This is a genomic window from Paenibacillus sp. JT31N11, from assembly GCF_056269285.1.
The window spans coordinates 1-26275 of the sequence record NZ_JBWDNQ010000017.1 but is presented as its reverse complement, the minus strand read 5'-3'; the positions used below and the strand labels follow the sequence as shown (position 1 = coordinate 26275).

The 26275-nt window shown below is 50.3% G+C and carries 28 protein-coding genes, 2 tRNA genes and 1 rRNA gene; 9 read left to right on the top strand and 22 right to left on the bottom strand.

Annotated features, from left to right (window positions below; all coding sequences use genetic code 11):
* Positions 1 to 3 precede the first annotated feature (3 nt).
* Genes AC0YNV_RS34155 through AC0YNV_RS34145 form a run of 3 tightly spaced genes read right to left on the bottom strand, consistent with a single transcriptional unit; the run spans position 4 to position 2496 of the window.
* On the bottom strand, positions 4 to 381 hold the full coding sequence (locus tag AC0YNV_RS34155; protein WP_475772031.1) for a hypothetical protein: 378 nt from the start codon (positions 379 to 381) through the stop codon (positions 4 to 6).
* 45 nt (positions 382 to 426) lie between these two features.
* Positions 427 to 1266, bottom strand: coding sequence for a sulfurtransferase (locus AC0YNV_RS34150; protein ID WP_475772030.1), 840 nt, complete (start codon positions 1264 to 1266; stop codon positions 427 to 429).
* 15 nt (positions 1267 to 1281) lie between these two features.
* Positions 1282 to 2496: an MFS transporter gene (locus tag AC0YNV_RS34145; RefSeq protein WP_475772029.1), complete on the bottom strand. Its 1215-nt coding sequence runs from the start codon at positions 2494 to 2496 to the stop codon at positions 1282 to 1284.
* Between the two features lie 185 nt (positions 2497 to 2681).
* On the opposite strand from AC0YNV_RS34145, the gene hflK reads away from it, so the two are divergent.
* Both hflK and hflC read left to right on the top strand, forming a co-directional pair.
* The gene (gene hflK / locus AC0YNV_RS34140; RefSeq protein WP_475772028.1) at positions 2682 to 3713 is read left to right on the top strand and encodes an FtsH protease activity modulator HflK; all 1032 of its coding nucleotides are present in this window, start codon (positions 2682 to 2684) and stop codon (positions 3711 to 3713) included.
* Positions 3710 to 4576: a protease modulator HflC gene (hflC, locus tag AC0YNV_RS34135; protein ID WP_475772027.1), complete on the top strand. Its 867-nt coding sequence runs from the start codon at positions 3710 to 3712 to the stop codon at positions 4574 to 4576. The genes hflK and hflC overlap by 4 nt, the downstream gene beginning before the upstream one ends.
* A gap of 136 nt (positions 4577 to 4712) precedes the next feature.
* On the opposite strand, the gene AC0YNV_RS34130 is transcribed toward hflC, so the two are convergent.
* Positions 4713 to 5144: a universal stress protein gene (locus AC0YNV_RS34130; RefSeq protein WP_210046871.1), complete on the bottom strand. Its 432-nt coding sequence runs from the start codon at positions 5142 to 5144 to the stop codon at positions 4713 to 4715.
* A gap of 170 nt (positions 5145 to 5314) precedes the next feature.
* On the opposite strand from AC0YNV_RS34130, the gene AC0YNV_RS34125 reads away from it, so the two are divergent.
* Both AC0YNV_RS34125 and AC0YNV_RS34120 read left to right on the top strand, forming a co-directional pair.
* On the top strand, positions 5315 to 5830 hold the full coding sequence (locus AC0YNV_RS34125; RefSeq protein WP_475772026.1) for a GNAT family N-acetyltransferase: 516 nt from the start codon (positions 5315 to 5317) through the stop codon (positions 5828 to 5830).
* A gap of 135 nt (positions 5831 to 5965) precedes the next feature.
* Positions 5966 to 6169 carry a DUF378 domain-containing protein gene (locus AC0YNV_RS34120; protein WP_475772025.1) on the top strand — a complete coding sequence of 68 codons (204 nt, stop codon included), beginning with the start codon at positions 5966 to 5968 and terminating at the stop codon, positions 6167 to 6169.
* A gap of 145 nt (positions 6170 to 6314) precedes the next feature.
* Here AC0YNV_RS34120 and AC0YNV_RS34115 read toward each other — a convergent pair whose 3' ends face one another.
* The 3 genes from AC0YNV_RS34115 to AC0YNV_RS34105 all read right to left on the bottom strand — a co-directional run bounded on the left by AC0YNV_RS34115 (position 6315) and on the right by AC0YNV_RS34105 (position 8334).
* The gene (locus AC0YNV_RS34115; protein WP_475772024.1) at positions 6315 to 7556 is read right to left on the bottom strand and encodes an EAL domain-containing protein; all 1242 of its coding nucleotides are present in this window, start codon (positions 7554 to 7556) and stop codon (positions 6315 to 6317) included.
* A 156-nt stretch (positions 7557 to 7712) separates the two neighbouring features.
* On the bottom strand, positions 7713 to 8015 hold the full coding sequence (locus AC0YNV_RS34110) for a 4a-hydroxytetrahydrobiopterin dehydratase (RefSeq protein ID WP_475772023.1): 303 nt from the start codon (positions 8013 to 8015) through the stop codon (positions 7713 to 7715).
* A 25-nt stretch (positions 8016 to 8040) separates the two neighbouring features.
* Entirely contained in the window at positions 8041 to 8334 is a 294-nt protein-coding gene (locus tag AC0YNV_RS34105) for a hypothetical protein (RefSeq protein ID WP_210046875.1), read from the bottom strand.
* Between the two features lie 275 nt (positions 8335 to 8609).
* Between AC0YNV_RS34105 and motA the strand changes: the two genes are divergently transcribed.
* Both motA and motB read left to right on the top strand, forming a co-directional pair.
* Complete coding sequence (motA, locus tag AC0YNV_RS34100; RefSeq protein ID WP_475772022.1) at positions 8610 to 9410, top strand: flagellar motor stator protein MotA; 801 nt, start codon at positions 8610 to 8612, stop codon at positions 9408 to 9410.
* Positions 9394 to 10206, top strand: a complete 813-nt coding sequence (gene motB, locus AC0YNV_RS34095) for a flagellar motor protein MotB (protein ID WP_210046877.1) — start codon at positions 9394 to 9396, stop codon at positions 10204 to 10206. The genes motA and motB overlap by 17 nt, the downstream gene beginning before the upstream one ends.
* A gap of 172 nt (positions 10207 to 10378) precedes the next feature.
* Here the strand turns inward: motB and AC0YNV_RS34090 are convergent, their stop codons facing one another.
* Both AC0YNV_RS34090 and AC0YNV_RS34085 read right to left on the bottom strand, forming a co-directional pair.
* The gene (locus tag AC0YNV_RS34090; protein ID WP_210046878.1) at positions 10379 to 11077 is read right to left on the bottom strand and encodes a pseudouridine synthase; all 699 of its coding nucleotides are present in this window, start codon (positions 11075 to 11077) and stop codon (positions 10379 to 10381) included.
* 47 nt (positions 11078 to 11124) lie between these two features.
* Positions 11125 to 13437, bottom strand: coding sequence for an ATP-binding protein (locus AC0YNV_RS34085; RefSeq protein WP_475772021.1), 2313 nt, complete (start codon positions 13435 to 13437; stop codon positions 11125 to 11127).
* A 284-nt stretch (positions 13438 to 13721) separates the two neighbouring features.
* On the opposite strand from AC0YNV_RS34085, the gene tadA reads away from it, so the two are divergent.
* Positions 13722 to 14198 (top strand): tRNA adenosine(34) deaminase TadA, encoded by a 477-nt coding sequence (gene tadA, locus AC0YNV_RS34080; protein ID WP_379113796.1) that lies wholly within the window; start codon positions 13722 to 13724, stop codon positions 14196 to 14198.
* Between the two features lie 11 nt (positions 14199 to 14209).
* Here the strand turns inward: tadA and AC0YNV_RS34075 are convergent, their stop codons facing one another.
* Positions 14210 to 14407, bottom strand: a complete 198-nt coding sequence (locus AC0YNV_RS34075) for a Spo0E family sporulation regulatory protein-aspartic acid phosphatase (protein WP_210046879.1) — start codon at positions 14405 to 14407, stop codon at positions 14210 to 14212.
* 329 nt (positions 14408 to 14736) lie between these two features.
* On the opposite strand from AC0YNV_RS34075, the gene AC0YNV_RS34070 reads away from it, so the two are divergent.
* Positions 14737 to 14813 (top strand) — tRNA-Arg (locus tag AC0YNV_RS34070).
* A 108-nt stretch (positions 14814 to 14921) separates the two neighbouring features.
* Positions 14922 to 15755 (top strand): helix-turn-helix domain-containing protein, encoded by an 834-nt coding sequence (locus AC0YNV_RS34065; protein WP_475772020.1) that lies wholly within the window; start codon positions 14922 to 14924, stop codon positions 15753 to 15755.
* A 109-nt stretch (positions 15756 to 15864) separates the two neighbouring features.
* Here the strand turns inward: AC0YNV_RS34065 and AC0YNV_RS34060 are convergent, their stop codons facing one another.
* From AC0YNV_RS34060 to rrf, 12 genes are all read right to left on the bottom strand, one after another.
* Entirely contained in the window at positions 15865 to 16986 is a 1122-nt protein-coding gene (locus AC0YNV_RS34060) for a hypothetical protein (protein WP_475772019.1), read from the bottom strand.
* A gap of 165 nt (positions 16987 to 17151) precedes the next feature.
* Positions 17152 to 17295, bottom strand: coding sequence for a small acid-soluble spore protein P (locus AC0YNV_RS34055; protein ID WP_210046882.1), 144 nt, complete (start codon positions 17293 to 17295; stop codon positions 17152 to 17154).
* Positions 17296 to 17322: 27 nt separating this feature from the next.
* On the bottom strand, positions 17323 to 17499 hold the full coding sequence (locus AC0YNV_RS34050) for a hypothetical protein (protein WP_210046883.1): 177 nt from the start codon (positions 17497 to 17499) through the stop codon (positions 17323 to 17325).
* Positions 17500 to 17540: 41 nt separating this feature from the next.
* The gene (locus AC0YNV_RS34045; protein WP_475772018.1) at positions 17541 to 17888 is read right to left on the bottom strand and encodes a hypothetical protein; all 348 of its coding nucleotides are present in this window, start codon (positions 17886 to 17888) and stop codon (positions 17541 to 17543) included.
* 180 nt (positions 17889 to 18068) lie between these two features.
* Positions 18069 to 18157 (bottom strand) — tRNA-Ser (locus tag AC0YNV_RS34040).
* A gap of 87 nt (positions 18158 to 18244) precedes the next feature.
* Positions 18245 to 19528, bottom strand: coding sequence for a serine--tRNA ligase (gene serS / locus AC0YNV_RS34035; protein WP_475772017.1), 1284 nt, complete (start codon positions 19526 to 19528; stop codon positions 18245 to 18247).
* A gap of 76 nt (positions 19529 to 19604) precedes the next feature.
* On the bottom strand, positions 19605 to 20192 hold the full coding sequence (pdxT, locus tag AC0YNV_RS34030) for a pyridoxal 5'-phosphate synthase glutaminase subunit PdxT (RefSeq protein WP_210046886.1): 588 nt from the start codon (positions 20190 to 20192) through the stop codon (positions 19605 to 19607).
* A gap of 37 nt (positions 20193 to 20229) precedes the next feature.
* The gene (pdxS, locus tag AC0YNV_RS34025) at positions 20230 to 21111 is read right to left on the bottom strand and encodes a pyridoxal 5'-phosphate synthase lyase subunit PdxS (RefSeq protein WP_210046887.1); all 882 of its coding nucleotides are present in this window, start codon (positions 21109 to 21111) and stop codon (positions 20230 to 20232) included.
* A gap of 132 nt (positions 21112 to 21243) precedes the next feature.
* Entirely contained in the window at positions 21244 to 22542 is a 1299-nt protein-coding gene (locus AC0YNV_RS34020) for a D-alanyl-D-alanine carboxypeptidase family protein (RefSeq protein WP_379113794.1), read from the bottom strand.
* Positions 22543 to 22743: 201 nt separating this feature from the next.
* Entirely contained in the window at positions 22744 to 24201 is a 1458-nt protein-coding gene (guaB, locus tag AC0YNV_RS34015; RefSeq protein WP_210046888.1) for an IMP dehydrogenase, read from the bottom strand.
* Between the two features lie 310 nt (positions 24202 to 24511).
* Positions 24512 to 25759: a putative glycoside hydrolase gene (locus AC0YNV_RS34010; protein WP_475772016.1), complete on the bottom strand. Its 1248-nt coding sequence runs from the start codon at positions 25757 to 25759 to the stop codon at positions 24512 to 24514.
* Positions 25760 to 25960: 201 nt separating this feature from the next.
* Positions 25961 to 26077 (bottom strand): 5S ribosomal RNA (gene rrf, locus AC0YNV_RS34005).
* Positions 26078 to 26275: the final 198 nt, after the last annotated feature.

Genomic DNA, 26275 nt, shown 5'->3' with positions numbered 1-26275 from the left:
ACCTTAGAAAGGAGTTCCGGCCGTCCTTGTGTTTATATAAGAAGAAACGGCTTCGCCGTCCTTATGCGTAAAGTTAGTTTCTTCCTCAAAAATATCAGAAAAGGCGCGGCCACATTTCAGCCTTTCTGATCGTTCAAAAAAATACAGAGCAGCGGTCGTTATCTCCCCGCGCTCTGTACCCATGAATTCATATGCCATTGTAAGCACTTGATCGACGCGCCATGGAAGAATTATTATGAACAGAACTAACGCCACCATAGCTTTGGCGGCACCCGACTGTGGCTGGCTCCGGGCCTCCTGCAACTGTTTTCTCCGACTTCTTGTTTGCAAGCTGTTTGCAGAGAAGCCCAAAGAGGGCCGCAGCAGGCTACCCATCGGCAACCTGTCACAACCCCCAAACCCGCGTCCGACGCGGTCTCTCGGCTCTTACTCGTCCCCCGTTGCCACCGGATTCTCGCTGTACGAAATCCAATCGCTCCAGCTCCCCGGATACAGCTTCACCCGGGTAAAACCCGCCGCCTCCAATGCCATCACGTTCGGGCAGGCGGTCACGCCAGAGCCGCAGTAGACGATGATCTCATCGTCCCTGGACAGATCCGCGAAGCGCTCCCGCTGCGCTTCGGCGCTCTTCCAGGCTCCGTCTGCGCCGCGGCCTTCGCCCCAGAAACGGTTGACCGCGCCGGGGATATGCCCGGCCACGCGGTCAATCGGCTCCGCCTCGCCGCGGTAGCGCGGCGCTTCGCGGGAATCGACCAGCACGACGCCCGGCTGGCCCAGCTTGCCGCGCACTTCCTCCACGTCCGCGGTCAGCCCCTCGCGGACCTGCAGACGGAACGTCTGCGGATTCGGCTCAGGAACCGCCGAATCCAGCGGATAACCCGCCTTCTCCCAGCCGCTATAACCGCCATCCAGAATGTAAGCCCCGGCATCGTGCCCCATATACCTCAGCAGCCACCACAGACGCGAGGCCATAGCGCCGCCTTGGTCGTCGTAAGCCACGACCGTTGTCCCGTTGCCGATGCCAAGCGTACCAAGCTTCGCGGCCAGCTGTGCCAGGTCCGGCAGCGGATGCCGGCCCCCGTGCTCGCCCTTCGCTCCCGTAAGATCGCGGTCCAGATCCAGACGGACAGCCCCGGGAAGATGAGCCGCTTGATAGGCGCTGTCTCCCGCAGCGACATCATCCAGTCGGAATCGACAATCCGCGATGACCAAGTCCTTATCCTGTGCATGCTCGGCCAGCCAGACTGCCGTTACAATAGCTTTCATATAGGCCTGTCTCCTTTACGAATGAGTGGAATGAAGTCTTACATGGTTTGCAGTCTGCATGGACTGCTTTGTTGGCCTTGATACAAGCAGGGCCCAAATCACGACGCCAAACATGAGAAGCGCATAGCCTGCGAACAGCCAGCGCGTAGCGTCCGCACCATTTTCGTCCAGGAACCATCCCGTTAGCCGGGGCATGAACGCTCCGCCGATCCCGCCGCAGGCCATCAGCAGGCTGATGGTCCGCTCTGTCATGCCGGGCAGTGCGCGATTGGCGAACACAAGCGCAATGGCGAACATCCCCGACATCGCGAGCCCGGCCGCGAAGGTGAACAGAAACATCGCCCACGGCCCCCCGAAGCCGCCCATCAGCACGAAGAGCACAAAAGTCACGGCGCAGGTTGTGAACAGATACGCCGCGCCGCCCCATCGGTCCGCCATCTGGCCGGCTGCCAGCCTGCCCAGCACCATCGCGCCCCAGAAGGCGCTTAAGGACAGCGAAGCCGCTTCCTCCGTAAGTCCATTACTCTGCACCAGCAGCGATGGCAAATAATGAACAAAACTCATCTCCATCCCGACATACACGATGAAGAAGGTGCAGCATGCGGTCAGCACAGCTATGATGCGCGAACGGCTAGGCATTTGCCCTGCCTCATTCGCTTCATGAGCCTGATGAACGGCTGGACGATCCAGAATAGACGGCCAGAACAGCAGCCACAGGACCAAAGTTACGATAGCCATTCCGCCTACGACGCCGAACGCCGCGACCCAATGCCCGCTTGCAATGAGCGCCGCCCCGGCGAATGGCATCAGCAGCGCTCCAACACCGAAGAATACCTCCACCCGGCTCATCGCCACGTTGGCATTGCCGGCAGATGCCCCAATGATGAACGCGCTGACGATCGCTTCCATCGTTCCCAGGCCATATCCGGCGAACGGCGCCGCAGCCAGCATCCATCCCCAGGGCGGCTGCAGCGCGTATACCGCTTCCCCTGCCACAATGATGCCCAGCGCCAGCAGCAGCAGCGGTTTCTTGCCGATCCGTCTGATCGTCCAGGGCGCTAGCAGAACGCCCACCATGCCGCCCAGGAACGAATTCATGACCAATTGTCCGCCATCTCCGTAATGAATCCCGTAAGCATGGACCATGGGCTCCATTACAGCTCCAACTACGAGCTGCCCTAACCCGACAACAAAATAAGCGACACAACCCAAAAAAACCAATCGAGCCATACGTATAATTCCTTTCCTGATTCACATATGCAGACCCCGTTATCATACCACGCGGGGAATTTATCAAGGAAGACCTAACTATCCGGGTAAAATTTATTTATGAGACCTATATGCCCCTGGCTGCGTATAGACTTCCTACAGAGACAGATTTATACAGAAATAAGATAAGGGAGGCACGTGATTGAATGGAACTCGTGGGAATGGAAAGTAAAAAGAACAAACCCGAATTGCCGCCAGGCTTGTTCAAAAAGATCGCGATCGGGGTCGTGATCCTGCTTGTCATTATTATTGGATATTCAAGCTTCTACACGGTACAGGAACAGGAAAGAGCCGCTATTCTGACATTTGGCAAATATACAGGCGAGACAACGGCCGGGCTGCATTTCAAATGGCCCTTTCCAATTCAGCAGGTCATTATCGTACCCGCCGAGCTGACGCAGCGCATTTACATCGGCTACCGTCAGGACGGTGCGACCATTACGCCGGTTGATGAAGAAGCCATGATGATTACCGGCGATGAGAATATTGTCTCTGCCGACGCCGTCGTCCAGTGGAAAATCAGCAATATTCATGAATACTTATTCAACATTGATAATCCGGAGCAATTTCTGCGCAATGCCTCCAGCTCCTCCATCCGCTCGGTAATCGGGTCAGAGAAGCTCGATTATGCCATCACCGACGGGAAGACCGAGATCCAGGATAAAGTCCGCGAAAGACTGCTGGAGCTTCAGGGCAGATACCACACCGGCATGCAGATCATCGATATTAAATTCCAGGACATCGAACCCCCAAGCGGTCAGGTCGAAGAAGCCTTCCGCGAGGTTACCAACGCCCGCGAGGAGAAGAATACGAAGATCAACAACGCAACCAAATATGAGAATGACAAAATCCCCAAAGCGCGCGGTGAAGCGCAGGCGCTGCTTGAGAATGCGGAAGGGACGAAGAAATCCAGGATTCTGAACGCAGAGGGCGATGTCGCCCAGTTTAACGCCATTTTCACCGAATACAAGAAAAATCCCGACGTCACTGAAAGCCGTCTGATCGTCGAGACGCTGGAGAAAATTTTGCCGAAGGCCAAAATCTTCATCTCTGATTCAGCCGGAGATACCGTGAAATATTTGCCAATCAATGAGCTTCTGCGCAGCGGCAGCACAACGACCACGACCACACCTTCTACCACATCATCCGGTACGACCTCGGGAGGTTCAACGCCATGAGTAAACGAATGATTCTGAGTTTAGCCGGAGCTGTCGTTGTGATCATCCTGTGCTTCACCTCCATGTTCATTGTCAAAGAAGGCGAGTACAAGGTGGTGCTCAAATTCGGCGAGGCTGTCAGGGTAGAGAAGACACCCGGCCTGGCCTTCAAAATTCCCTTTATCGAAAATGTCTCTACACTGCCCAAGTATCAGATGACCTATGAAAGCAATCCTACCGCCATTCTGACCAAGGACCAAAAGCCGATCATCGTTGACAATTATACGGTGTGGCGGATCGACAACCCTGAATTCTTCCTCAAGACAGCCCAGACCATATCGGTGGGCATCCAGAGGATCGACGAAGCCGTATACAACTCGGTCCGGCGCAAGCTGTCGGAAATCAATTATGACAATATTATCAGCGAGAATACGGAACGCGGCAATATTAACGATGAAATTACGGCTGACGTTTCCACTGCCCTTATACGCGATAACTATGGCATCGAAATTATCGATGTCCGGATCAAACGGACCGATCTGCCGGAAGAGAACAAGCAGAGCGTATATAACCGGATGATTTCGGACCGGCAGTCGATCGCGGCCCGCTACTTGTCCGAAGGCGACGAGGAATCCCGCAAAATCACGTCAAAGGCCGACCGCACGGCAACCGAGCTTCTGGCCCAGGCAGAAGCCGACGCCAAGAAAATTATTGCCCAGGGCGAGCAGGAAGCCGCCAAAATCTATAACGAGGCGTACGGAAAAGACCCTCAGTTCTACAGCTTCTACCGTACCCTGGAAAGCTATGTGACGACGCTCTCCAACGAGCCGGTTATTCTCATGCCGATTGATTCGCCTTACACCCGGATTCTGCTGGGCAAATAAACCCTGCTGCAAGCAGGAGCCGCCTTTCTGGTTATTTTCGTGAACAAAGGGCCGTAAATCCAACGCTGCAGCGCGGGATTACGGCCCTTTTACTATCTATTCTAACTGCTTCCTAATGAACATCTTCATTGCAATTTTATTTAATGATAAGCACCGGGACACTCGCATGCTGGGCGACGTTGTGGCTTACGCTGCCCATCATAAATTCGCGTAGTCCACCAAGTCCGCGGCTGCCGATCACAATCAGATTGCCCCCGTTTTGTTCCGTATACTGCAGAATGGCTTCAGCCGGACTGCCCTCCAGAATAACCGTATTTGCATAAGGCAGCTGCGAGATCTTCTCGCTGGCATCAGCGAGCAATTTTTGCGCCTTCTCCAGCCATTCCCGCTGTACGGAGTTCGGCACCGATACAACCGAATCCGCAATCGCCATGTAGGGAACACTGTATACATGAACCACGGTAATTCTATTCGCCTGCTTCTTTTCCACCAGCTCAATTGCGGTATTAAGTGCTTTCACAGAAGCCATAGAACCGTCATAAGCGACCACGATATGAGAAAAAAGCATGGTAATTCCTCCTTGTGTGGACATCTTCGGCAATACCTATTATTATTTAACCGTCAGGAAGACATTTCAAACCGATCAGGCGGATATTTCCTCCACTAGAATTCGTACCAATTTGCTATAATAACAATCATCCTTTCCGTCATGATCCCCATTAGGAGGCTTGCCTAAACATGAATCTCATACGTACAGCCAATAATTCCAGCTTTACCGTAACGGCGCTCTCGCCCCAGCAGGCCGAAGAGCTCTGCAGCTGGCATTATGAGCCTCCTTTTGATTTCTATAACTGGTCGTCATGGGAGGTCATGCTGCAGCTCGGTCTGGAGTTCGGCGATTCCGAGATCCGGGAGAAGCAGTACTGCGCAGTCGTGGATGCGGATGGCGAATTGATCGGATTTATCCAGTTCTTCCCTCTGCTCGGCTTTACCCGGATTGGTCTGGGCATGCGTCCGGATCTGTGCGGACACGGGCTTGGCCTGCAATTTCTGCAAACCATCATCGCCGAAGGAATCAGCCGCGCGCCTGAAGATATATTGGATCTTGAAGTGCATGTGTGGAACCTGCGGGCGATCCGCACCTATGAGAAAGCCGGGTTTGTGATTACCGATACCTATATCAGGAGGACGGTCGACGGCCCAATCGAAGTGCACTGCATGACCTACTCTCCCGAGCCGATGAATGCCTCATAAGAATGTGGGGCACTCGCGATACGTACTAAAATATCCCCGCTTTGCATAATCGTATTATGGGGTGTGAAGAGCGCAGCATATCCATCAGCTTCGTTCTCGTGCTTCGCATACCATTTTCAAGGAGGCGGGTCCATTTTGAAAACGTTGAATATCATTGGCTTGATTATTCTCATCATTGGAGGGTTGAATTGGCTATTGGTCGGTCTGTTCGAGTATGATGTGGTATCGGAAATTTTCGACGGTTCGGACACAGTCGGCGCCAAAATCGTTTACATTATCGTAGGATTGTCCGCGCTCTATGCCCTGTCCTTATTTCCTAAAGTATCCTCTGAGAACTAACATCACGTTTTTTATAAGAAGTGATCGCTTCGCCGTCCACTGGCGGCCCTAGCTTAGTTTCTTCCCCAATCATAACAAAAGACATACCCGCTCCTCTCGCCGAGCAGCTGGTATGTCTTCTTTATTATGTCATGCCGTGAGATTGTCAGCTTTCCCCTTCAGGGTCGATTAAATCCGCGAATAACAGGCCGCGTTTGCCCACCGGCATAGAGATTGTTCGAATGCGGTCGAAGGAGTCTAGATCCGTGTAGGTTCGGGACACCGCGGCGCGCATCGTTCCCTCGAGCTCCACTGAAGTCGGGATAAAATAAGGCCTCCAGCTCCAATTCAGCCCTCTGAAGGCTGCCTCCCGCTTCCAGTCTTCTCCCATAATCCGATGATAGTTGGATGAGATCTGAATGCCGTCTTCCCTGCACATATAAACGCGGATACAGGATGCCTCCAGTTTGGGGAGAATTTGCTCGATAACGGTATCCTCCGCCTCTTCCGGGCACCCCTCCGCTCTTGCCTCCCAGGCCGCTTCCACAATAAGCCGCAGCTTCTCCGCCTCGGAAGTCCAATAACGCTCGGCAAGAATAATGCGCGAGCGGCGCTGTTCCAGCCCTTTTTCGATCAATCCGACAAAGCTGCCGGAGGCCCTGAACTCCGGCTCTGCCGGAGCAAACAAATACCCTTGTACATACCTCGCGCCAATCTCGATGGCGCGCTGGAGCTCCTGTTCCGTTTCCACACCTTCAAGCAGCAGCGAAGCGCCAATCTGGTCGGCCAGCGTGGAGAAGGAACGAAGAACGCCGTAATAGCCGCTGTGAAGTTCGCTTTTTTGGAGCATATGGATGTCGATTTTCAGAATATGGGGTTGAATCAGCGCAATCCGGTCCATATTGCTGAATCCGCTGCCTACATCGTCTATGGCAATCCGGCAGCCTTCCTTGCGGTACACATCGACAACAGCCCGCAGCTGCTCCATAGGATCCAGAAACGACTCCTCCGTAATCTCGATCACCACACGGCCAGGATCGACGCCATACTTATCCAGCAGCCGAAGCGTCGGCAGCTCCCCGGTATCCGCATAGGTCTGAAAAATCCAGGAGGGCTTTAAATTCAGAAACAGCATCCCCTGGTCCGACGATGCGGAATCCGCGGCAAATTTGGCCAGCGCCTGCTCCCGCAAGAGCCGGTCAACGCGAATTTGCTCCTCCATCGATATTGTCTTGTTTTCAAAAAATGGCCCGAGACTGCGTACTCCCTGACGGGTTCGAATACGGCCAAGCGCCTCGTAGCCCATAATCAGCCTGGTATCGAGCGCAAGCACCGGCTGGTAAAACGGGATGAGTTGATCAACCGTATTCTCTTCCATTGACCACGTCATGCTGTGTGCTTCCGTCATCGCCGCCGCGCCCCTCATGATATCTTAATGTCATGTTTACTAACAATTAACACTTTTTTCTTATTGTAAAATAGTGTCGAATCGTTGTAAAGGGCCAGAACTGCCCTAGGCACACGGCATTGGAGTCCACACATCCGTTTGTTTGCCTTCTATTCCCTAAAGATAAGCAAGCGAGGCCTCATTGTAGCGTTTGGCAGCCTGGATATCCAGCTCTGTCAAGCCGCCAGCATCCAGAGTGCTCAATCGAAGAATGACCTTCTTGTAATCGATGATAATATAGGGATGATGATCCATCTCCTCGGCAATGACGGCGACCTGCTGGGCGAATGCCATCGCATTCTTGAACGATCCCAGCTTGTAGCTGCCACGCATCCATTTCTCATCCTCGCGAACCCAGCCCTCAAGCCCCGATATCGCTTCATCCACTATCGCCTTCGGCAGTTTTTCCACTCTGGCCACGATACTCACTCCTTCATCCAACAGTTTAAATCAGGCGGACAATCCGGCTTTCCTTCCCATCGACCGAAACCTCGATGCAATGGTGTTTGGAACGGTAATTGACCACTCCCTGCCCGACTTCAATGACAGAATCCTCACCAAGCGCATAGAACAGGTCATCCGCCAGAACCTCCATCAGCTCGGTCCGCTGCTGCGGCTCAAGCGCCATCCAGTCCGCCCGTTCCATTTCAAAAAAGGTATAACTGTCCTCAATCGACCCGATTGCCTCGGTCAGATCCTTCAAAATGTCGGTATATTCTCTAGCGTGCTTAACGCCCATCTCTTATAACCACCTTTACCCTCAAATGGAGCTTCTTCATCATCATTTTACACGAATATCACATAAAAAATAATCAATTGCTTCTAAAACATCCAAATTGCTCTAATCTACACGCTGATTTTGACGATAAATAGATATAGACTGCATTGTCGAAAGAAGTTTTATTTTGTCAGCCGGACACTCCGTGTACCGCCCTGCAATTCTAACAACGGGATCCGAGCTGCCTTAAGTCGGCAGCTATCCCATTGTCAATATTTTATCGGACGAGGTGTGTCATGGAAAAATCAACGATTATTGGTATTGTGCTTGGGCTCGTGGCTGTTATTCTTGGTATGGCGCTCAAGCATGCGCCGCTCAGCAGTCTGGTCAACCCCGCTGCGTTCACGATCATTATCGTGGGTACCGCAGCTTCTCTCTTCATTGCTTTTCCCATGAACGAGATCGCAAAATTCCCTAAGCTGCTCAAGATGACTTTCATCGCACAGAAGCTGCTGCCGCGTGAAGAGCTTATCAGCTTATTCATGGACTGGGCTACCATCACCCGCCGCGAAGGCCTCCTTGCACTTGAGACCCAGGTCGATGATATCCAGGATCCTTTTCTTCGCAACGGAATGCGGATGATTATAGACGGGAACGATCAGGATTTTGTACGCGACGTGCTGCTTGAGGATATATCCGCTACAGAAGAGCGCCACCGCGCCGGAGCCCTTATTTTCTCCCAGGCTGGCATGTACGCTCCTACGCTTGGGGTTCTCGGCGCCGTTATCGGTCTTATTGCCGCACTGGCAGATATGAGCGACATGGAGAAGCTGGCGCATGCGATCGCAGCGGCCTTCATTGCTACCCTGCTCGGGATTTTCACCGGTTACGTGCTGTGGCATCCGATTGCCAACAAGCTCAAGCGTCTCTCCAAACGTGAAGTCGAGCTTCGACTGATGATGGTTGAAGGCCTCCTGTCCATTCAATCCGGTGTATCGACCATCGCAATCAATCAGAAGCTGTCTGTATACTTAACACCTACTCAACGTTTGAAAATGAGTGAGAAGGGGGCGGAGGTCAATGAGCAGAAGGCATAAAAGCGAGCATCACGAAGAACATGCCGACGAGTCGTGGCTGATCCCCTATGCCGATTTGCTTACCCTCCTGCTCGCCTTGTTCATCGTATTATATGCAATGAACTCCGTTGATTCCAAGAAGTTTGAGGATATGAGCAGAGCGTTTAACGTGGCTCTCGACAGCGGTGTCGGCGTTCTGGATAATACCTCCGTCGTCAGCAACGGCGAGGATCTGGACCGGGATGACAAAAACCAGACCAAACCGGAGGATGCCACCACCGATGCGAAGCGCAATGAGCTGATGAAGCAGGAGCAGCAGGAGCTGGAGGACCTCAAGAAGCAGATTGATAAATACATCCAGACGAACGGCCTCACAACTCAGCTCGATACAAAGCTTAATCAATCGCAGCTTATGATTACGATAAGCGACAATGCGCTCTTCCCATCCGGCAGCTCTACAGTCAAGCCGGAAGCGCGCATACTTGCGAAAGCGATCGCGAACATGCTGCAGCCTTATTCCGACTATGAAATCGTCGTATCCGGGCATACCGACAATGAGCCGATTTCGACCGCGGAGTTTCAATCCAATTGGGATTTAAGCTCCTCACGTGCCATACGCTTCATGGATGTCTTATTGCTCAACAAGAACCTGAATCCGAAGCTGTTCAGCGCAATCGGCTACGGAGAGTATCGTCCCGTGGACACCAATGATACGGCGCTCGGCCGCTCCAAGAACCGCCGCGTGGAAGTTTCCATTATCCGAAAATTCATGGATGCCACCAAGGCCCAGGAAATTCCGGCAACCCCAAAAGCTTAAAGGCATTCATCAAATCAAACGTAATTACACAAAAAACCAACGTATATCCGGCATTTCTGCTGAAAACGTTGGTTTTTTCTTTATTTATTATTTACATGCCAGCTTGCAGGCCAGCCTCCGTTATGCCGCTCTCAAGAGGCATTAGCATAAAAAGCTCGCGATGACCGCCCTCTCATCCATGATTCTCCAGCAACGCCATCAGCTCCTGCAGCTCGCCTTTTGTCAGGTCACGCCACTTGCCTCTTCCGAGCTCGCCAAGATGAATATTCATAATGCGGACGCGGCGAAGGCCGTGCACCTGGTAACCAAAGGTTGCGCACATCCGCCGAATCTGGCGGTTTTTTCCTTCAGTCAGTATGATCCGAAAGACACGGTCCCCTTCCTTCGTCACTTTGCAGGGAAGCGTCATGCTGCCCAGAATCCGGACACCCTCGCTCATCGCCTTGAGAAACCGCGGCGTAAGCGACCGGTCAACGGTTACGATATATTCTTTCTCGTGCCTTCCTTCTGCCCGCAGAATACGATTCACAATATCTCCGTCATTGGTCAGCAGAATGAGTCCTTCCGAATCCTTATCCAGACGCCCAATCGGAAATATCCGCTCCTCATGACCGATAAAATCAACAATATTACCTTCAATATGAGCTTCGGTTGTGCTTGTAATGCCGATCGGCTTGTTGAGCGCAAGATATACATGGCTCTTCTGCTCGCCTATCGGCTCCCCATCCACTCTTACATCATCCTCAAGCTCCGCCTGACTCCCGAGCTCTGCTGTTATGCCGTTAATCGTCACGCGTCCCGACTCGACAAGCTTGTCTGCTTCCCGTCTGGAACAATATCCGGTTTCACTAATAAATTTGTTAATTCTCAAGCTGAAAGTTCACCCCGCACCGTTTGCTTTGTATGTCGCTGCAGCTACTATTGTACATGATTCGGTTGATCTTCGCTTGTCTCTTCCCGAGGCTTCTGAATAAGCGGCAGGGTGATCGTTACCGTTGTGCCGACATCGACCTTGCTCTTGATCTCCATCATACCATGATGGCTTTCAATAATCCGCTGGCTGACCATAATCCCAAGCCCCGTGCCGCTATCCTTACCGGTAAAAAAAGGATCGCCAAGCTTCGAGATCATCTCCTCCGGGATGCCGATTCCTTCATCGATTATGGATACGGACACTTCGCTGCTTCCCTTGCTGTCGATGCTCACCTGAATTTCCCCGCCGTCCGGCATCGCCTCGATGGCGTTCTTCAGCAGGTTGATGAACACCTGCTTCAATTGATTTTCCTCACAGGAGATCAGGCAGGAGTCCATGTTGAAGTTGGCAATAAATTCGATATCGCATAGATGAGCCTGGCTGTCGAGCAGGGAGATGACATCCCCCAGAATAAAACGGACATCCTTCTCCTCAAACCGGGTAGCCTGGGGCTTGGCGAGGATCAGGAACTCTCCCACAATCAGATTGATCCGGTCCAGCTCGGAGAGCATGATATCGACATGCCGGGTATTCAGCTTATTTGTTTCCAATTGGAGCTGCAGAAATCCGCGAAGCGTGGTCAACGGGTTGCGGATTTCGTGGGCGACCCCTGCCGCCAGCTGTCCGACCGTCGTGAGCTTCTCTGACCGGCGCAGCAGCTCCTCCATCTTGTTGCGGCCCGTCATGTCACGGGTGATGCTCGCAATCGCGTGGATCGTTCCATGCTTGTCCCTGATCGGCGATGTCGTCACACTGACGGCGATCCACTCCCCGCTTTTGTTGACCCGGATTGTTTCCCTGGCTGTCAAATGTTTGCCCGACTTGAGCCCTTCCATCATTTGCAGCTCTTCCATATGCAAATGCTCCGGAACCAGTGGAAGGGTATGACCTGTTGCCTCATCCGCTGTATATCCGAACAGCTGCTCGAATGCCCGGTTCACCTGGGTAATGCGTCCGCTCAGATCAACCACATGGATCGCATCCGTCGTATGGTTAATGAAGGATTCCAAATATTCTTTCATTGAACGGTTCTCTTCGAATGCCAGTTTGAGCTTGGTCATATAAATCCCGAGGTTCTTGGACATGGCATTGACCCGCTGGGCCAGCTGCCCAAGCTCATCCTTGCGCTTGACTTCAATTGAATTATCAAAACGTCCATAGGAAACTTCGTTGATTTTCCACAAAATCGATCGGATGGGACGTATCAGAATATCGGACAACCAATAGCTGCAGAACACGACAATAATAAGAAGAATAGCGGAAATAAAAATCTGGTTGTTGCGCTGTTCATCGATTTTATTCGTTAGCGGCTGTCCATCCAACACCAGGCCAATGACATAAGGGACAGGAGCGGCGACTTTGACGAAGCTTTTTATCACATCCTTGCCCTGAACGGTGGTATATCGAAAAACATTCTGGCCCCGGGATGCCGCAAGAATATTTCTCTCATCCATTTGGGGCTGCCGGTAATGATAGCTGCCGAATGAAACCGGATGTTCCGCCATCTGCTGCGCGCTGGTCATTTTCGGGATTTCACCGACGGGCTCTTTGCCAAATAATAACGGATTGAAGCCGCTGATCTCCAGAATAATCAGATTATTAGTCATGGTTTGGGATAATACGGAAGTGGGACTGTTAATTTCCCCATAGCCCTCCGTTTGATTATTTTGAATATAGCTGCCAATGATAGATTCCTGATCGTTCAGCATATAGAATCCCCACTTGCCGGGATAGGCCATAGTCGTTGAAGCTGTATTTATTTCGATGGGTCCGGACCAGAAATAATAACCCAATCTCTGCAGCGCTTCACTTGAATGATTGGTAAGTCCCTGCTTTAGCAGCTGCTCAGGCTTCCCCAGGCTTTTCATATTAAGTCCGCTTAACTGCGAATCGGAAGATTGCTTGATGATATATTCTCCATCTATGGGTACAATGAGCGAGAGCTGGGTCACACCCAGCTGACTGGCCAGCTGTCCCAGCTTTTCACTGGTAACGGGATTTGCGCTGTCTTGCAGCCGCTTGGCTGTTTCCGCTGAAGCCATCTTCAGTTTTTCGTCGAATACCGATTGCAATAATTCATACTCTCTGGTGTGCTGGGCTACGGAGGCGGCGATTTGCTCGCTGATATGGGTCATATTTGATTCAACCTCAGCCTTCATGTTGACTCTGGTCGAATATTCGTTCAAAATCACATTAACAATCAGCAGCAAAAATACGATGAACGAAATCATGAACGATAGCTTCGTTTTTACCGACAACTAACGACACACCCTTTTGCACGCTTGTGGACATCTACTTGGATCATAACATATTTGTCATAAAATGAAAGTAACTGCAGCCATGATTACAGACTAGAAATGGGTCAGAAAAGTGACTATTCACATAGTTATCCACAATTTTATCCCCAAATCCACAAATTAATTTCGGTAATGTGTATAAATCTGTGCATAACGGATGAGTTATACACAATTCTATACACATGCTGTTAACAACGAATATCTGTTCGTGGCACAATATGTCGAGTAGATGGAGGAGACGTTCTATGGATAACTTTTATTTTCAGGACAAAGACCGGCAATGGATGCAGGAAGCAATTGAAGAAGCATTGAAAGCCGAACGGCTCGGGGAGGTTCCCATCGGGGCGGTAATCGTACATGGCGATGAAGTCATCGGTAGAGGACATAATTTACGGGAGACCTCTATGGACCCCACCGCGCATGCCGAAATCATTGCCATACGTGAGGCCAGCCGCAAGCTTGGCGCCTGGCGTCTGCTGGATTGCACCCTGTATGTCACCCTGGAGCCTTGTCCGATGTGTGCGGGAGCCCTTATCCAAAGTCGTGTAAAAAAAGTCGTGTACGGCACAGCAGACCCTAAAGCGGGTTGTGCGGGTACATTAATGAATTTATTGCAGGAACCGCGGTTCAATCATGAGACCCAGCTTGTCAGCGGACTATTGCAGGAAGAATGCTCAGCTTTGCTCACGCAATTTTTTCGTCGATTAAGAGGGCGGTTGTAGATGAAGATTTACTATGATAAAGGAGTAGGATGCCTCTGCCGGTTTAACTCTCTTTTCTGAATATATTGTAGGGTGACAATAAGCTGATCGGCTGCTTCACTGATAGCAAGAACTTCTGGGTCGGTTAAACTTCCGCGCGTCTCCGCAGCCTCCAAAAGTCTGATGCGAAGAACGTGCAACTCGTCGAGCAGCTTTTTTTTGTCGTTCATGACTCCTTGCTAATCGCTCCTATCACCTCTTGGGTTACAAACAGTAACAAGTTAATTATACCCCTATCGATTACAGGATTTTGTAAAAACATGTCGAGGATTCGACAGTATTTTAGGGAATATTTCGACATAAAACAACAAGAACCCGCTTCTTTCGATGAAAATCGTTTGATTGTCAGGATTATTTGTGGAGGATCATGAAATTCTAGTACCTTGTTCTTACTCCAACCGTTTACCGCTTTTTAACTGTTTCCCCGCATTTGCTTCTCACTGTTCCTCGTTAAGGCTTGCACGGCCTAAAGGAAACGTGATATTATAAATGTTGCCGCGCGCCCGTAGCTCAGCAGGATAGAGCGACAGTTTCCTAAACTGCAGGTCGTACGTTCGAATCGTATCGGGCGCGCCATTTTACCAGAAGCCTCTTGCCTTGCCTCGATCTCTGCCATCGAAGCAGGGCAATTATTTTTTCAGGATATCTCTAAATATATGCCCAAAAGGGGAGAGTACAACCTTTATGCCGGATGAAAACAGCCGCTTGTGGGAAGAACTTCTGGCTTCTGCCCGCTTCCAGGTGTGGACCGCAGAATATACCAAAGTACAGCGTTCCTGGCAGGAATTCGATCATATTCCCACCTTTAACCGTTTTTATTTGATCCAGGAGGGTGTAGGTCTCATTCGTATCGAGGACGAGGAGTATTATCCCGTCAAGGGACAGGTGGTACTGATGCCTGCAGGCGTACGCCAAAGCTATTCCACCATCAGCGATGAAACCTACGGAAAGTACTGGTGTCATTTCACCGCAACTTTGGGAGATTTGAGATTGTTCGATATTATGGAAACTCCATATATTCTCACTGTCGACGACGAAGAGCGCTGGAAGCATTGGATCTTTCTTTTCGCCTCGCTGAAGCAATATATCCAGCGTGATACGATCGCCGCGAGCTTTCGTGTCAATTCGCTGATTATGGAGATCATGGCTTGCTTCATCGAGCAAATCGGGGAAATCAAGCTCAATCGGAGCTCTGCTGTCGTTGATAAGATCCATACCGCGATCTCTTACATGGAGCAGCGGTTTGAAGAACAGCTGACAATCGATGAATTGGCCAAGCTGGTTCATTACCATCCCAATTATTTCATCCAGGTATTTAAACAGTTCACCGGGAGTTCTCCCATTCAATATCTCAACGCCATGCGTGTCGACAAAGCCAAACAATGGCTGTCTACCACGGACATGCCTGTCTCCGAAGTGGCAGAGCGTGTAGGGATGACCTTATTTTATTTCTCCCGCCTGTTTAAGGAGCATAGCGGCTTCACACCCTCCGGCTACCGCCAAATCAGCAAACAATAAGCAGGGTACGGTTCCATAACTCGTCTAAATAATAAAAAGGTGCGTTCTTGAGCTCCGGGCTCGAAGAACGCACTTTTCAAATTATTGCATGGCAATGCGTAAAATCAACTCAAAGTCCCTTCGTGGGATCCGGCAGCTCTTCTATGCCAGTCATATCGCCCAATCCTTGCGGGACCAGCAGTTCCTGAAGCTGTTCCACAGGAATCGCATCTGTCGGGATTCCGTACTCGAATGTCACGTCCTTGTTGATATCCGCATACGTCATAAACATATGAGCCGCGAGCTTGGTTGTGTCAGCCTCATCAATAAAGTCCATATTCATCGTCATATCCTGATAGGTCAGATAATTGTCTTTGATACCGCTCGTCAACGTGAATTCATTGACCTTAAGGGATTTCTTGACCTCAGCGATCGCATCCTTCACTTCGCCTTCTTCCTTGCCTTCCAATTCCGCTTTGGCCCGCTCCAGATCTTCCTTGCTGGTCTGGAGTGTTTTCATATACGCTTCATTGTTAAGAATAAGATCGATGATCTGGGGTGCAACTTTTTCAATTACAGTGGTGATCGCTGTCTCAAAGTTTTGCGGATTAATCGAAAAGCGGACAAATTGGTCAGCTTTATAGTCCCCCGGCAGCCACTTGATATCTCCGGCTTTGGGCTCGCTGAAATAGGTCTTTTCATCAAAATTATCAAGGGTTGTTTTCATCATGTCTTGACTCATTTTTTGTATGGTTGCCGCATCCGGCATGGCAGCTCCGCCCTGCTCTTCAGCGAGCTTCTTCACATCAATCTCGACAAATTTCCCGGCAATCGTTTCGGGAATGGGGAAGCCCGGGATAGTTGGCGCTTTAACCCATACCTTTTCATCCGTCACGATAATCGGAATTTTCAGATTGAATTTCATATCTTCACTGCCAAGCGCCATATCCAGTGTGAACTCAGCATGCTGCGGGTCCGTCTGAATGACACCATTCATATTGATCGTAGCGCCTTTAAGAAAATTAACGACTCCAGATGCCACGGCAGCATTTGTACTGTCCATTGCGGCACTGTCCGGCAGCGTAACGTTGTCAATGCCAAAGGATCCTTTGAAGCTCATGGATTTGGCTTTCTGCATGTTGGTTAATGCCGATGTAACAGCTTCTTTAGGCGGCTTCCCCTTGCTGCAGCCTGCCACGGCAACCATCATGACAGCCAGTAAAACAATGAATCCGGTTTTGATTCTCTTCATCTCGGATTTCCCCTCCATTTTCTAACGCAACTCTCATTCTAAACCATAATTGCCAGTTCGAAAAGACTATTGTCTGTTTTCAGGCATATAAAAAAAGCCCCTGCTTCCCGGTTAATTAACCGGAAAAAAAGGGCTATAATCAATATTTACCAAATCTTTAGCTTATCAGCCTTGAGGATTGTGATGACGGGTATGATTGAGCTGTTTCACCTTCTTGGATCCAGATAATGGCTCTTGTTGATTGTGGGTTTTTGGCTTCTCCTGATGGTCATAAGGATTAGGGACCGGAGTACTGTCTGGCTTGCTCATCGCTTTGCCCTCCTTTCTTGCTGGTTTTTAGCTGCGCGGATGCTTCAAATCGGTCGGCTCATCATGATTGAGCGCATCTTGATGGCGGCGATCGTTCTTGTCCTGCTGAAGCTGCTGGGCATGATGGCTGTTAACGGGATTGATATCAAGCGCCTCTACAACGTTGCTCAAGTTTTTATCGGCGCTGCCTTTATTTTTAGTCATAGCGGTGTAGCCTCCCCTTCAGATGGCTGGCAATCGTCTATCTATGCATTCGTCAGTACATGAAGCGCCTGGGCGCATTCATGAATATGACGGGTGTAATCTTCTACAAGCTGCTGGATGATCGGCGTTCTCTCGTCAACCGAGCGGCCGTCTTTTTCCACATCGATCAATGTGACCTTGATTTCACGGCTGTCCACATAGGTCGCTTTAAAGTCAAAGCTGTACATTTGATGGCCTGCGGTATCCAACGTAATACGCAGTGTCTGTTCATCAGCCTCATCTGCCAAAACAGACACACGATCCGACTCATTCAAATACTCCGGAAGCGTGCGCTGCCAGGCATCAACCAACTGCTGCTGATCCATCTGAAGCTCGTCTTGTTTACTCATCCCTTACCACCTCCATGCGGATAATATGCCGACATGGGGCGGTTTTTATGCAGTCCCTCCGGTGTAGATGCGGACACAAAGAAGAAAGCGAAACCCGCTATTTTCTTATGAAAATTGGCATATCAGCAGAGAAAGCAAAAAACGCCCGGGCAAAATGCCCGGGCGTTGGTTTCTTATAGTTGGCGGAGAGGGTGGGATTCGAACCCACGTGGACTTGCGCCCTAACGGTTTTCAAGACCGCCCCGTTATGACCGCTTCGGTACCTCTCCAGATAAGATGTAGCTTTAGGCCACAAGATATATTGTACCACAGGCCAAAATGGATATGCAACACCAATTTTGACCTGTGGCTCCAGATCAGGAACGAGCGCCGATTACCTCTAATCCCCCCATATAAGGACGAAGGATTTGTGGAATGATAATCGAGCCGTCAGCCTGCTGATAATTCTCCAGAATCGCGGCGACCGTTCGGCCGATAGCAAGTCCGGAGCCGTTAAGGGTATGCACAAATTCCGGCTTGCTTTTGGAATCGCGGCGAAAACGGATATTGGCTCTGCGGGCCTGGAAGTCCTCGAAGTTGGAGCAGGAGGAAATTTCCCGGTATGTACCGCCGCTTGGCAGCCAGACCTCGATATCATAGGTCTTGGCCGACGAGAAGCCCATATCGCCCGTGCAGAGCGTCAGGACTCGATAGGGCAGTTCTAACAGCTGAAGCACAGTCTCTGCGTTTAGAGTCAGCGATTCGAGCTCCGCATGCGACTCCTCCGGCTTACACAGCTTTACAAGCTCCACCTTGTTGAATTGATGCTGGCGGATAAGTCCGCGGGTATCGCGCCCGGCGGCGCCGGCCTCCGAACGAAAGCATGCGCTGTAGGCGACAAAATTTTTGGGCAGATCATCCACTGACAAAATTTCGTCTCGGTGAATATTGGTTACCGGTACCTCCGCCGTCGGAATCAAATAATACTCGGTATTTGCAAGCTTAAAGAGATCCTCTTCGAACTTCGGCAGCTGACCGGTTCCAACCAGACTATCCCGATTTACGATGTAAGGTGGAAGCAATTCTTCATAACCATGCTTGTCACTGTGCAAATCCATCATAAAGTTGATAAGCGCACGCTCCAGACGGGCACCCAAGCCGCGGTAAAACACGAACCGCGAGCCTGTTACCTTGCCGGCGGCCTCAAAATCAAGAATACCGAGCTCCTGAGCAAGCTCCCAATGGGCTTTTGGCTCAAACTGCAGCTCCGTCACTTCACCGACCCGGCGAATCTCCACATTATCTGCCTCTGAAGAGCCAACAGGCACGCTTTCATGCGGAATGTTCGGGATAGCCAGCGTCAACTCGGCAATTTCCGCTTCGACTACACGCACTTCCTCATCGAGCACTTTAATCCGGTCTCCGACCTCGCGCATTTCCACAATAAGGGCTTCTGCGTCGCCGCCGCTTTTCTTCAGCTTGGCCACTTCCTGGGAGACAGTGTTGCGGCGGCTTTTCAACTGCTCGCTTTCCTGCAATAGATCGCGCCACTTGGTGTCCAGAATCGGGAATTCACTGATGAGCTCGGCAGATTTCCCGCGTTTTTTGAGCGCCAGTTCAACTTTACTAAAATCATTTCTTAGCAATTTAACATCCAACACGAAAAGGTAACCCCTCTCTAATTAAACACTCGTATCTATTGGCAAAGAGACTGCGAATTCGCAGTCTCCGGCTCTTCTAACGCGCGGACTCGGCAGCCGCTTCCTTAACCATGTCCAAAAAATACGCGTGCAGACGATAATCATCCGTAAGTTCCGGGTGGTAGGAAGATACAAGCAGATGCCCTTGTCTTGCGGTTACGATCTCGTCGTTATAAGTGGAAAGCACCTCAACACCCTCGCCCACTTCCTTAATAAGCGGGGCCCGGATGAAGACGGCCCTTACCGGCTCATCAATTCCGATAACGGCTAAATCCGTCTCAAAGCTTTCCCGCTGCCGTCCGAAGGCATTGCGTGCCACCGTCATATTCATCAGCTGCAAATGCGCTTCTTCTTGACCCTCTATCCGGTCGGCTAGTACAATAAGTCCTGCGCATGTACCGAAAATCGGTTTGCCGGCATCAGAGAAGCTGCGAATAGCATCCATAAAATCATACTTGCGCATCAGTTTGCCGATCGTTGTGCTCTCTCCACCAGGAATAATGAGGCCGTCCAACTCGTCCAGCTGGCCAGACTGTTTGACTGCAACAGGCTCACCGCCAGCTGCCTGAATACTTCGCATATGCTCGGCAACCGCACCCTGCAGCGCCAACACGCCAATCTTCATTCGTTATGCCTTCTTTCTTTACCAGCTAGCTGCTCTCTTACAGTCCGCGATCCTGCATCCGCTGAGCTGGATCAAGCTTGGATATTTCAATGCCTTTCATCGGAGCGCCAAGATTCTTGGACACTTCCGCGATAAGCTTGTAATCGGTGAAATGGGTTGTTGCTTCTACGATCGCACGTGCAAATTTCTCCGGATTATCGGATTTGAAAATACCCGAGCCTACAAATACGCCATCAGCGCCCAGATGCATCATGAGTGCAGCATCGGAAGGAGTCGCAATACCGCCTGCCGCGAAGTTCACAACCGGAAGCTTGCCGGTTTCGTGAACCTCTAATAACAGATCATAAGGCACACCCAGCACTTTAGCTTCCGCATACAGCTCATCCTTGGCAAGGTTTTGCACCTTACGGATTTGACCTGTAATAATACGCATATGGCGAACCGCCTCAACGATATTACCCGTTCCCGGCTCACCCTTGGTCCGCATCATAGCTGCACCTTCCTGAATGCGGCGCAGCGCCTCTCCCAGGTCCTTGGCGCCATTTACGAAGGGAACAGTGAAGTCACGTTTATCGATATGGAACACTTCGTCTGCCGGCGTGAGCACTTCACTCTCGTCAATGTAGTCAGCGCCGAGTGCTTCAAGCACTCTTGCCTCTACATAATGTCCGATACGGGCTTTGGCCATAACCGGAATGGATACGACTTTCATAACTTCTTCGAGAATCGTTGGATCGGCCATGCGGGCAACGCCGCCTGCGGCGCGAATATCGGAAGGCACACGCTCAAGCGCCATAACCGCTGTAGCTCCTGCCGCTTCAGCAATTTTGGCCTGCTCGGCGCTCATAACGTCCATGATGACGCCGCCTTTTTGCATTTCCGCCATGCCTCTTTTTACACGTGATGTTCCTGTTTCCATGTTCCCGAGTCCTCCTAAAATAATGTTCTCATCCCTCGAATATCCGAGTTAGCTCTAACCATTTATTTTACATGATCCAATCAAAATCGACAACCATTTAATCCATAGTGAAATGCTTGGTATTGGCTTAAATTAGAACAAGTCCACTATCCCATTAAACAGTCCGGCAAAGAAAGTGCCGATCGCTCTGAACATCAGGCGCCACCAGCTTCCTTTATCCACATTCTCGGAAGAAATGAGGTCAACCTTCTTTTCAATGGTTTCCCCTGTATCTGCATCCTTATACGAATAGGTAGCTGTTCCGACAACCTGCCCCTGCTTGATTGGAGCTACAAGCTTATCTTCTGTCTGCAAGGTTACTTTAGGAGCGGAGATCTGCGGCGCTGCACCTTTTTTGACCAGGAACGTGATATCGTTCGCTGTCACGATAGGCGCAGTTTTCGAAACGCCTTTGTTTATTTTGACCGTTTCCGCATCTTTTACCACTGTTTTTGGAGCGACTACCGTTTTCTTTTCAAAATTGTTAAAGCCATAATCGAGCAGCTTTGCTGTCTCATAAAAACGGGCTTCCTTGGTGCTTGTTCCCATGACAACACTAATCAGGCGCAAATCGCCGCGCTTGGCTGTTCCCGTAAAGCAATAGCCGGCTGCTCCGATGTAGCCTGTCTTCATTCCGTCCAAGCCTTCATAGGCAAATTTCTTAAAGGACGGCACGTCCTTATTGCTGCCCAGCATCCAGTTCCAGTTGATCATGGGCTCTTTGTCGCGCTCACGAAATTTATAGGATTGAATTTTAGAATAGTCCAGGAATTCCGGGTGCTTCTGCAGAAGAAGCCTTGCGAACTTCGCCAGATCAGCTGCGGAAATCACCGTTGTGTCGAGCAGTCCTGTTGCCGTTGTAAAATGAGCGGAGTTCAGCCCCAGCGATTTAGCGGTATCATTCATTTTCTGAACAAATCCCTGCTCGGTACCGCCGCCGATATGATCCGCCAGCGCGACCGTCGCGTCATTGGCTGAACCTACTGCCATGGCAATATATAAGTCTTTTACCGTATGCTTATCGCCTTCAGCCAAGTAGATTTGAGATCCATCCGCAGGCGTGGAAGCTGCTTCCTTCGTTACCGTTACAATGTCGTCCCATTTAATACGTTTCTGCTGGATTTCTTCTAAAACGATATATTCCGACATCATCTTCGTCATACTGGCAGGGGGGCGTACTTCATCCTGCGCTACCTGATAAAGCACTTGACCGGTATCCGCATCAATAAGTATGGCCGATTGAACCTCAAGTCCAAGTGAATTCGGTGTGAATGCATCTTTTGCAGCAGCGGCGTAAGCCGACGTCGAACCTATAATCGTAGTAAAAAGCAAGCCGACTAACAATGCGGATATCGCCGATACGAGACGTACCGGTCTTTTATTCCGTTCCAACGTCTTCTCTCCCTCTTCCAGTAGATTGTCTATCTATTATTGTACCACATGGAACGCGCATGAAAAAAGAGAGGCAGGAAAATGGTGATCCCACCATCTTCCTGCCTGGGCACGAACCTTCTATCTAGAATTCTATCCGATCCGTATCTCGGTTTACAACAAGCGAAGCTGACAATATGATTAAATAACTCTAATGATAGATTACAGAGAATAATTTGGTGCTTCCTTAGTGATTTGAACATCATGCGGATGGCTCTCGCGCAGACCGGCATTGGTGATGCGAACGAATTGTGTATCATGCTTCAGTTCTTCGATGCTTTTCGTTCCGCAATACCCCATACCCGAACGCAAACCGCCAATCAATTGATGTACCGTATCAGCAAGCGGTCCTTTGTATGCTACGCGTCCCTCAATCCCTTCAGGCACGAGCTTGTTCTCATTCTCCTGGAAGTAACGGTCCTTACTGCCTTCTTTCATTGCCCCCAATGAACCCATACCCCGATAAACCTTAAAGCGCCGTCCCTGATAAATTTCGGACTCGCCCGGGCTTTCTTCCGTTCCGGCGAACAAACTGCCGATCATAATCGCACTTGCACCCGCAGCGATTGCTTTGGTAACATCACCTGAGTATTTGATACCGCCATCGGCGATAATCGGAATATTATATTCACGTGCCACACTGGCACAGTCATAAATAGCTGTAATTTGCGGAACCCCGATACCGGCGATAATCCGTGTTGTACAGATCGAGCCAGGTCCCATGCCCACTTTAACGACCGATGCTCCGGCTTCGATCAGATCGCGCGTACCTTCACCCGTCGCCACGTTGCCGGCTACGATAACAAGATTCTCATATTTCTCACGAATCTTTCTCACCATATCCAGCACGTTGATCTGATGTCCATGCGCTGTGTCCACAACAAGAACATCCACACCGGACTGTACAAGCGCCTCAGCGCGCTCCAGTGTGTCCTTGGCTATGCCTACGGCCGCTCCGCAGAGCAGCCTGCCTTGTGTATCCTTGGCAGCGTTGGGGAATTGGATCGCCTTTTCAATATCCTTGATCGTAATAAGTCCCTTAAGGGTATTGGTATCGTCAACCAGCGGAAGCTTCTCAATCTTATGCTTCTGGAGCAGACCTTCCGCCTGCTGCAGCGTAGTGCCTACAGGAGCGGTTACCAATTCCTCATGGGTCATCACTTCACTGATTTTCATCGAATAATCGTGAATAAAGCGCAAATCGCGATTTGTCAAAATACCAACCAGCTTCTGATTCTCATCTACAATCGGAACGCCGGATATCCGGTATTTGCCCATCAATTCCTCAGCGTCATATACATGATGATCAGGCGTCAAGGAGAAAGGGTTCGTGATAACGCCGCTCTCGGAGCGCTTAACCCGGTCAACCTCCTCGGCCTGCTGCTGGATGGACATGTTCTTATGGATAATGCCAATACCGCCTTCACGCGCCATAGCGATCGCCAGAGCCGATTCCGTTACTGTATCCATACCCGCACTGATCAGCGGAATATTCAGCTTCACGTTGGCGCTCAGGCTGACTGAAACATCAACTTCCCGCGGCAAAATTTCCGATTTACGGGGTACAAGCAAAACGTCATCAAAGGTTAATCCTTCTTTGGCGAATTTATTTTCCCACACTGATATGATCCTCCTTCAAATGGTTTCCGAAAGAGGGAAGAAACGGCCACCGCTGTGCAAGAAAACATTGTTAACGCAGACGAGCCGAAAAGTCATTTCATCTTACGCTCGCCTTTTCTCCTTTTCGGCGGTATGCCATGTTCCTTCCCTTAAAAATATAATTAAAGTATAGAGCTAATCGATACTTTCTTATATTTCAAAATCGGGCTTCTTATTGTGAATAAATTGATTCGACTCACTTATATTATTGCAATATTAGCAGAGGGGTTAGGGGCTGTCAAGGATTCGCGATGCCCTCTTAATACTCCAATCATGAACGATAATCATATTTACAATTGGAGCTCCAAAGCAGGAATTCATTTACACCTTGCTCATTCGCAGCCTGAATTTGTTTATTGATCTGATGCGCCCCATAACGCTGATGCGGGTGTACCCAGGTGGCTGTAAAGCCCTGGAGCCAAGGGCGGATTTGTGCAGCCTGTTTGTTGGGGGTGGCATTCAACGCTTTATTGCGCCGCATCGCATCCGCCATGGCCTTGCGAATAACCTTATAGGGCTGAAGATCAGGACTGTTTATTCCATACATTCCCTGCGAATAATGGGACGGGTACGTCATGGGTGAGATAACATCGACAACGCTCGCTATAGCCGGCCATGACTGTCCAATCCCCATATCATCCTTGGATGATGTTACCAAGCCGAATACATCCGCCGAAATGCGTACTCCCGCAGAGTGAAGACGATCTTTGGCCTGCTGCAAAAATAACTGAATAACCTCAGCCTTGCTGCTGCCATTTATATCCGCATACCGCACTTCCGTGTCCACTCTTGCCCCATTGTCCGGGAAACGGACATAATCAAACTGGATCTCGTCAAACCCGAGGCTGGCCGCCTCCTCTGCTATTGCGATGTTATAAGAACGGGGTTCCGGTTGATAAGGGTCGATCCATGACTTACCTTGATGATCAAGCCATACACCACCGTTTTTCTTTTGAAAAGCCAACTCTGGTTTCTTCCGAACATATAACGGATCATTGAACACGACAATACGGCCGATGCAGTATATATTCCTGGATTTCAGCCTGTTGATTAAAGCATGAATATCCTTGATGGCTGGATGAGAGGCCGCTCCCATTGTACGTACTTCCGGAATATTGGAACGATACGTTAGTTCGCCATAGTCATTTTTCACATCGATAACCATGGCATTCAGATTCGTCGTATCTATTAGGTGAATGAGGCGGTCCATGTACTTCCGACTGCCTGCGACCCATCCGGAGACATATATCCCTCTGACGGGTTCGCTTGGCTTTCTAATCTGCTCTTTTTGGTCAGCATTCAAGACAGTGGGGAGAGAAGCAGGTTCTTTTCGTTGGGATTGAGAGTGAGTAGATAATGAACGGCTGGATGATTGTTCGATTGTTTGTTGTGCTTGGTTCTTTTCCGATATTTCAGCCGATGACTTGCCGCTTCGATGATTGGCGCTGCATCCTGAATAACCTAATATCATCAGACCTGATAGCACCAAGACCAAGCATCGTTTAACCCATATAGTCATAATGATAATAAATACCCCCCATCATCCTCAATCATTGCTCTCCTATGTAGTATGAGCATACCGATACATGGAGTTGTAAAGGAGTTATAGCCAGAAGTGGGGATCACTGGAGGGCAAGGAACAAACCGGGTGAGATACCATTCAGGGAAGATATCAGCAGACAACAAAAAACCGACCGCAGAACTGCGGTCGGCTTCTCGTGCTTGGCAACGTCCTACTCTCCCAGGACCCTGCGGTCCAAGTACCATCGGCGCTGAAGGGCTTAACGGTCGTGTTCGGGATGGGTACGCGTGGTTCCCCTTCGCCATTGCTACCAAACGGGATGGCTCGGCTATGGACCGATCATCATAAGGGTGGTTACACCCTGAAAACTGGATACGAACGTTTGCGAAACGTTTAGCGGTCGATTCCCTTCAGCCCTTCGGCTGACGGGTGGAACAAGACTTCTCTTGTTCCGGTGTAGGATAAGCCCTCGACCGATTAGTATTCGTCAGCTGCACATCTTGCGATGCTTCC

What these genes read in the sequence shown, in the direction of transcription:
- AC0YNV_RS34150 (WP_475772030.1), bottom strand. Translation starts at nt 1,266, where the DNA reads ATGAAAGCTATTGTAACGGCAGTCTGGCTGGCCGAGCATGCACAGGAT.
- AC0YNV_RS34145 (WP_475772029.1), bottom strand. Translation starts at nt 2,496, where the DNA reads ATGGCTCGATTGGTTTTTTTGGGTTGTGTCGCTTATTTTGTTGTCGGG.
- hflK (WP_475772028.1), top strand. Translation starts at nt 2,682, where the DNA reads ATGGAACTCGTGGGAATGGAAAGTAAAAAGAACAAACCCGAATTGCCG.
- hflC (WP_475772027.1), top strand. Translation starts at nt 3,710, where the DNA reads ATGAGTAAACGAATGATTCTGAGTTTAGCCGGAGCTGTCGTTGTGATC.
- AC0YNV_RS34130 (WP_210046871.1), bottom strand. Translation starts at nt 5,144, where the DNA reads ATGCTTTTTTCTCATATCGTGGTCGCTTATGACGGTTCTATGGCTTCT.
- AC0YNV_RS34125 (WP_475772026.1), top strand. Translation starts at nt 5,315, where the DNA reads ATGAATCTCATACGTACAGCCAATAATTCCAGCTTTACCGTAACGGCG.
- AC0YNV_RS34115 (WP_475772024.1), bottom strand. Translation starts at nt 7,556, where the DNA reads ATGACGGAAGCACACAGCATGACGTGGTCAATGGAAGAGAATACGGTT.
- AC0YNV_RS34105 (WP_210046875.1), bottom strand. Translation starts at nt 8,334, where the DNA reads ATGGGCGTTAAGCACGCTAGAGAATATACCGACATTTTGAAGGATCTG.
- motA (WP_475772022.1), top strand. Translation starts at nt 8,610, where the DNA reads ATGGAAAAATCAACGATTATTGGTATTGTGCTTGGGCTCGTGGCTGTT.
- motB (WP_210046877.1), top strand. Translation starts at nt 9,394, where the DNA reads ATGAGCAGAAGGCATAAAAGCGAGCATCACGAAGAACATGCCGACGAG.
- tadA (WP_379113796.1), top strand. Translation starts at nt 13,722, where the DNA reads ATGGATAACTTTTATTTTCAGGACAAAGACCGGCAATGGATGCAGGAA.
- AC0YNV_RS34075 (WP_210046879.1), bottom strand. Translation starts at nt 14,407, where the DNA reads ATGAACGACAAAAAAAAGCTGCTCGACGAGTTGCACGTTCTTCGCATC.
- AC0YNV_RS34065 (WP_475772020.1), top strand. Translation starts at nt 14,922, where the DNA reads ATGCCGGATGAAAACAGCCGCTTGTGGGAAGAACTTCTGGCTTCTGCC.
- AC0YNV_RS34060 (WP_475772019.1), bottom strand. Translation starts at nt 16,986, where the DNA reads ATGAAGAGAATCAAAACCGGATTCATTGTTTTACTGGCTGTCATGATG.
- AC0YNV_RS34055 (WP_210046882.1), bottom strand. Translation starts at nt 17,295, where the DNA reads ATGAGCAAGCCAGACAGTACTCCGGTCCCTAATCCTTATGACCATCAG.
- AC0YNV_RS34050 (WP_210046883.1), bottom strand. Translation starts at nt 17,499, where the DNA reads ATGACTAAAAATAAAGGCAGCGCCGATAAAAACTTGAGCAACGTTGTA.
- AC0YNV_RS34045 (WP_475772018.1), bottom strand. Translation starts at nt 17,888, where the DNA reads ATGAGTAAACAAGACGAGCTTCAGATGGATCAGCAGCAGTTGGTTGAT.
- pdxT (WP_210046886.1), bottom strand. Translation starts at nt 20,192, where the DNA reads ATGAAGATTGGCGTGTTGGCGCTGCAGGGTGCGGTTGCCGAGCATATG.
- pdxS (WP_210046887.1), bottom strand. Translation starts at nt 21,111, where the DNA reads ATGGAAACAGGAACATCACGTGTAAAAAGAGGCATGGCGGAAATGCAA.
- AC0YNV_RS34010 (WP_475772016.1), bottom strand. Translation starts at nt 25,759, where the DNA reads ATGACTATATGGGTTAAACGATGCTTGGTCTTGGTGCTATCAGGTCTG.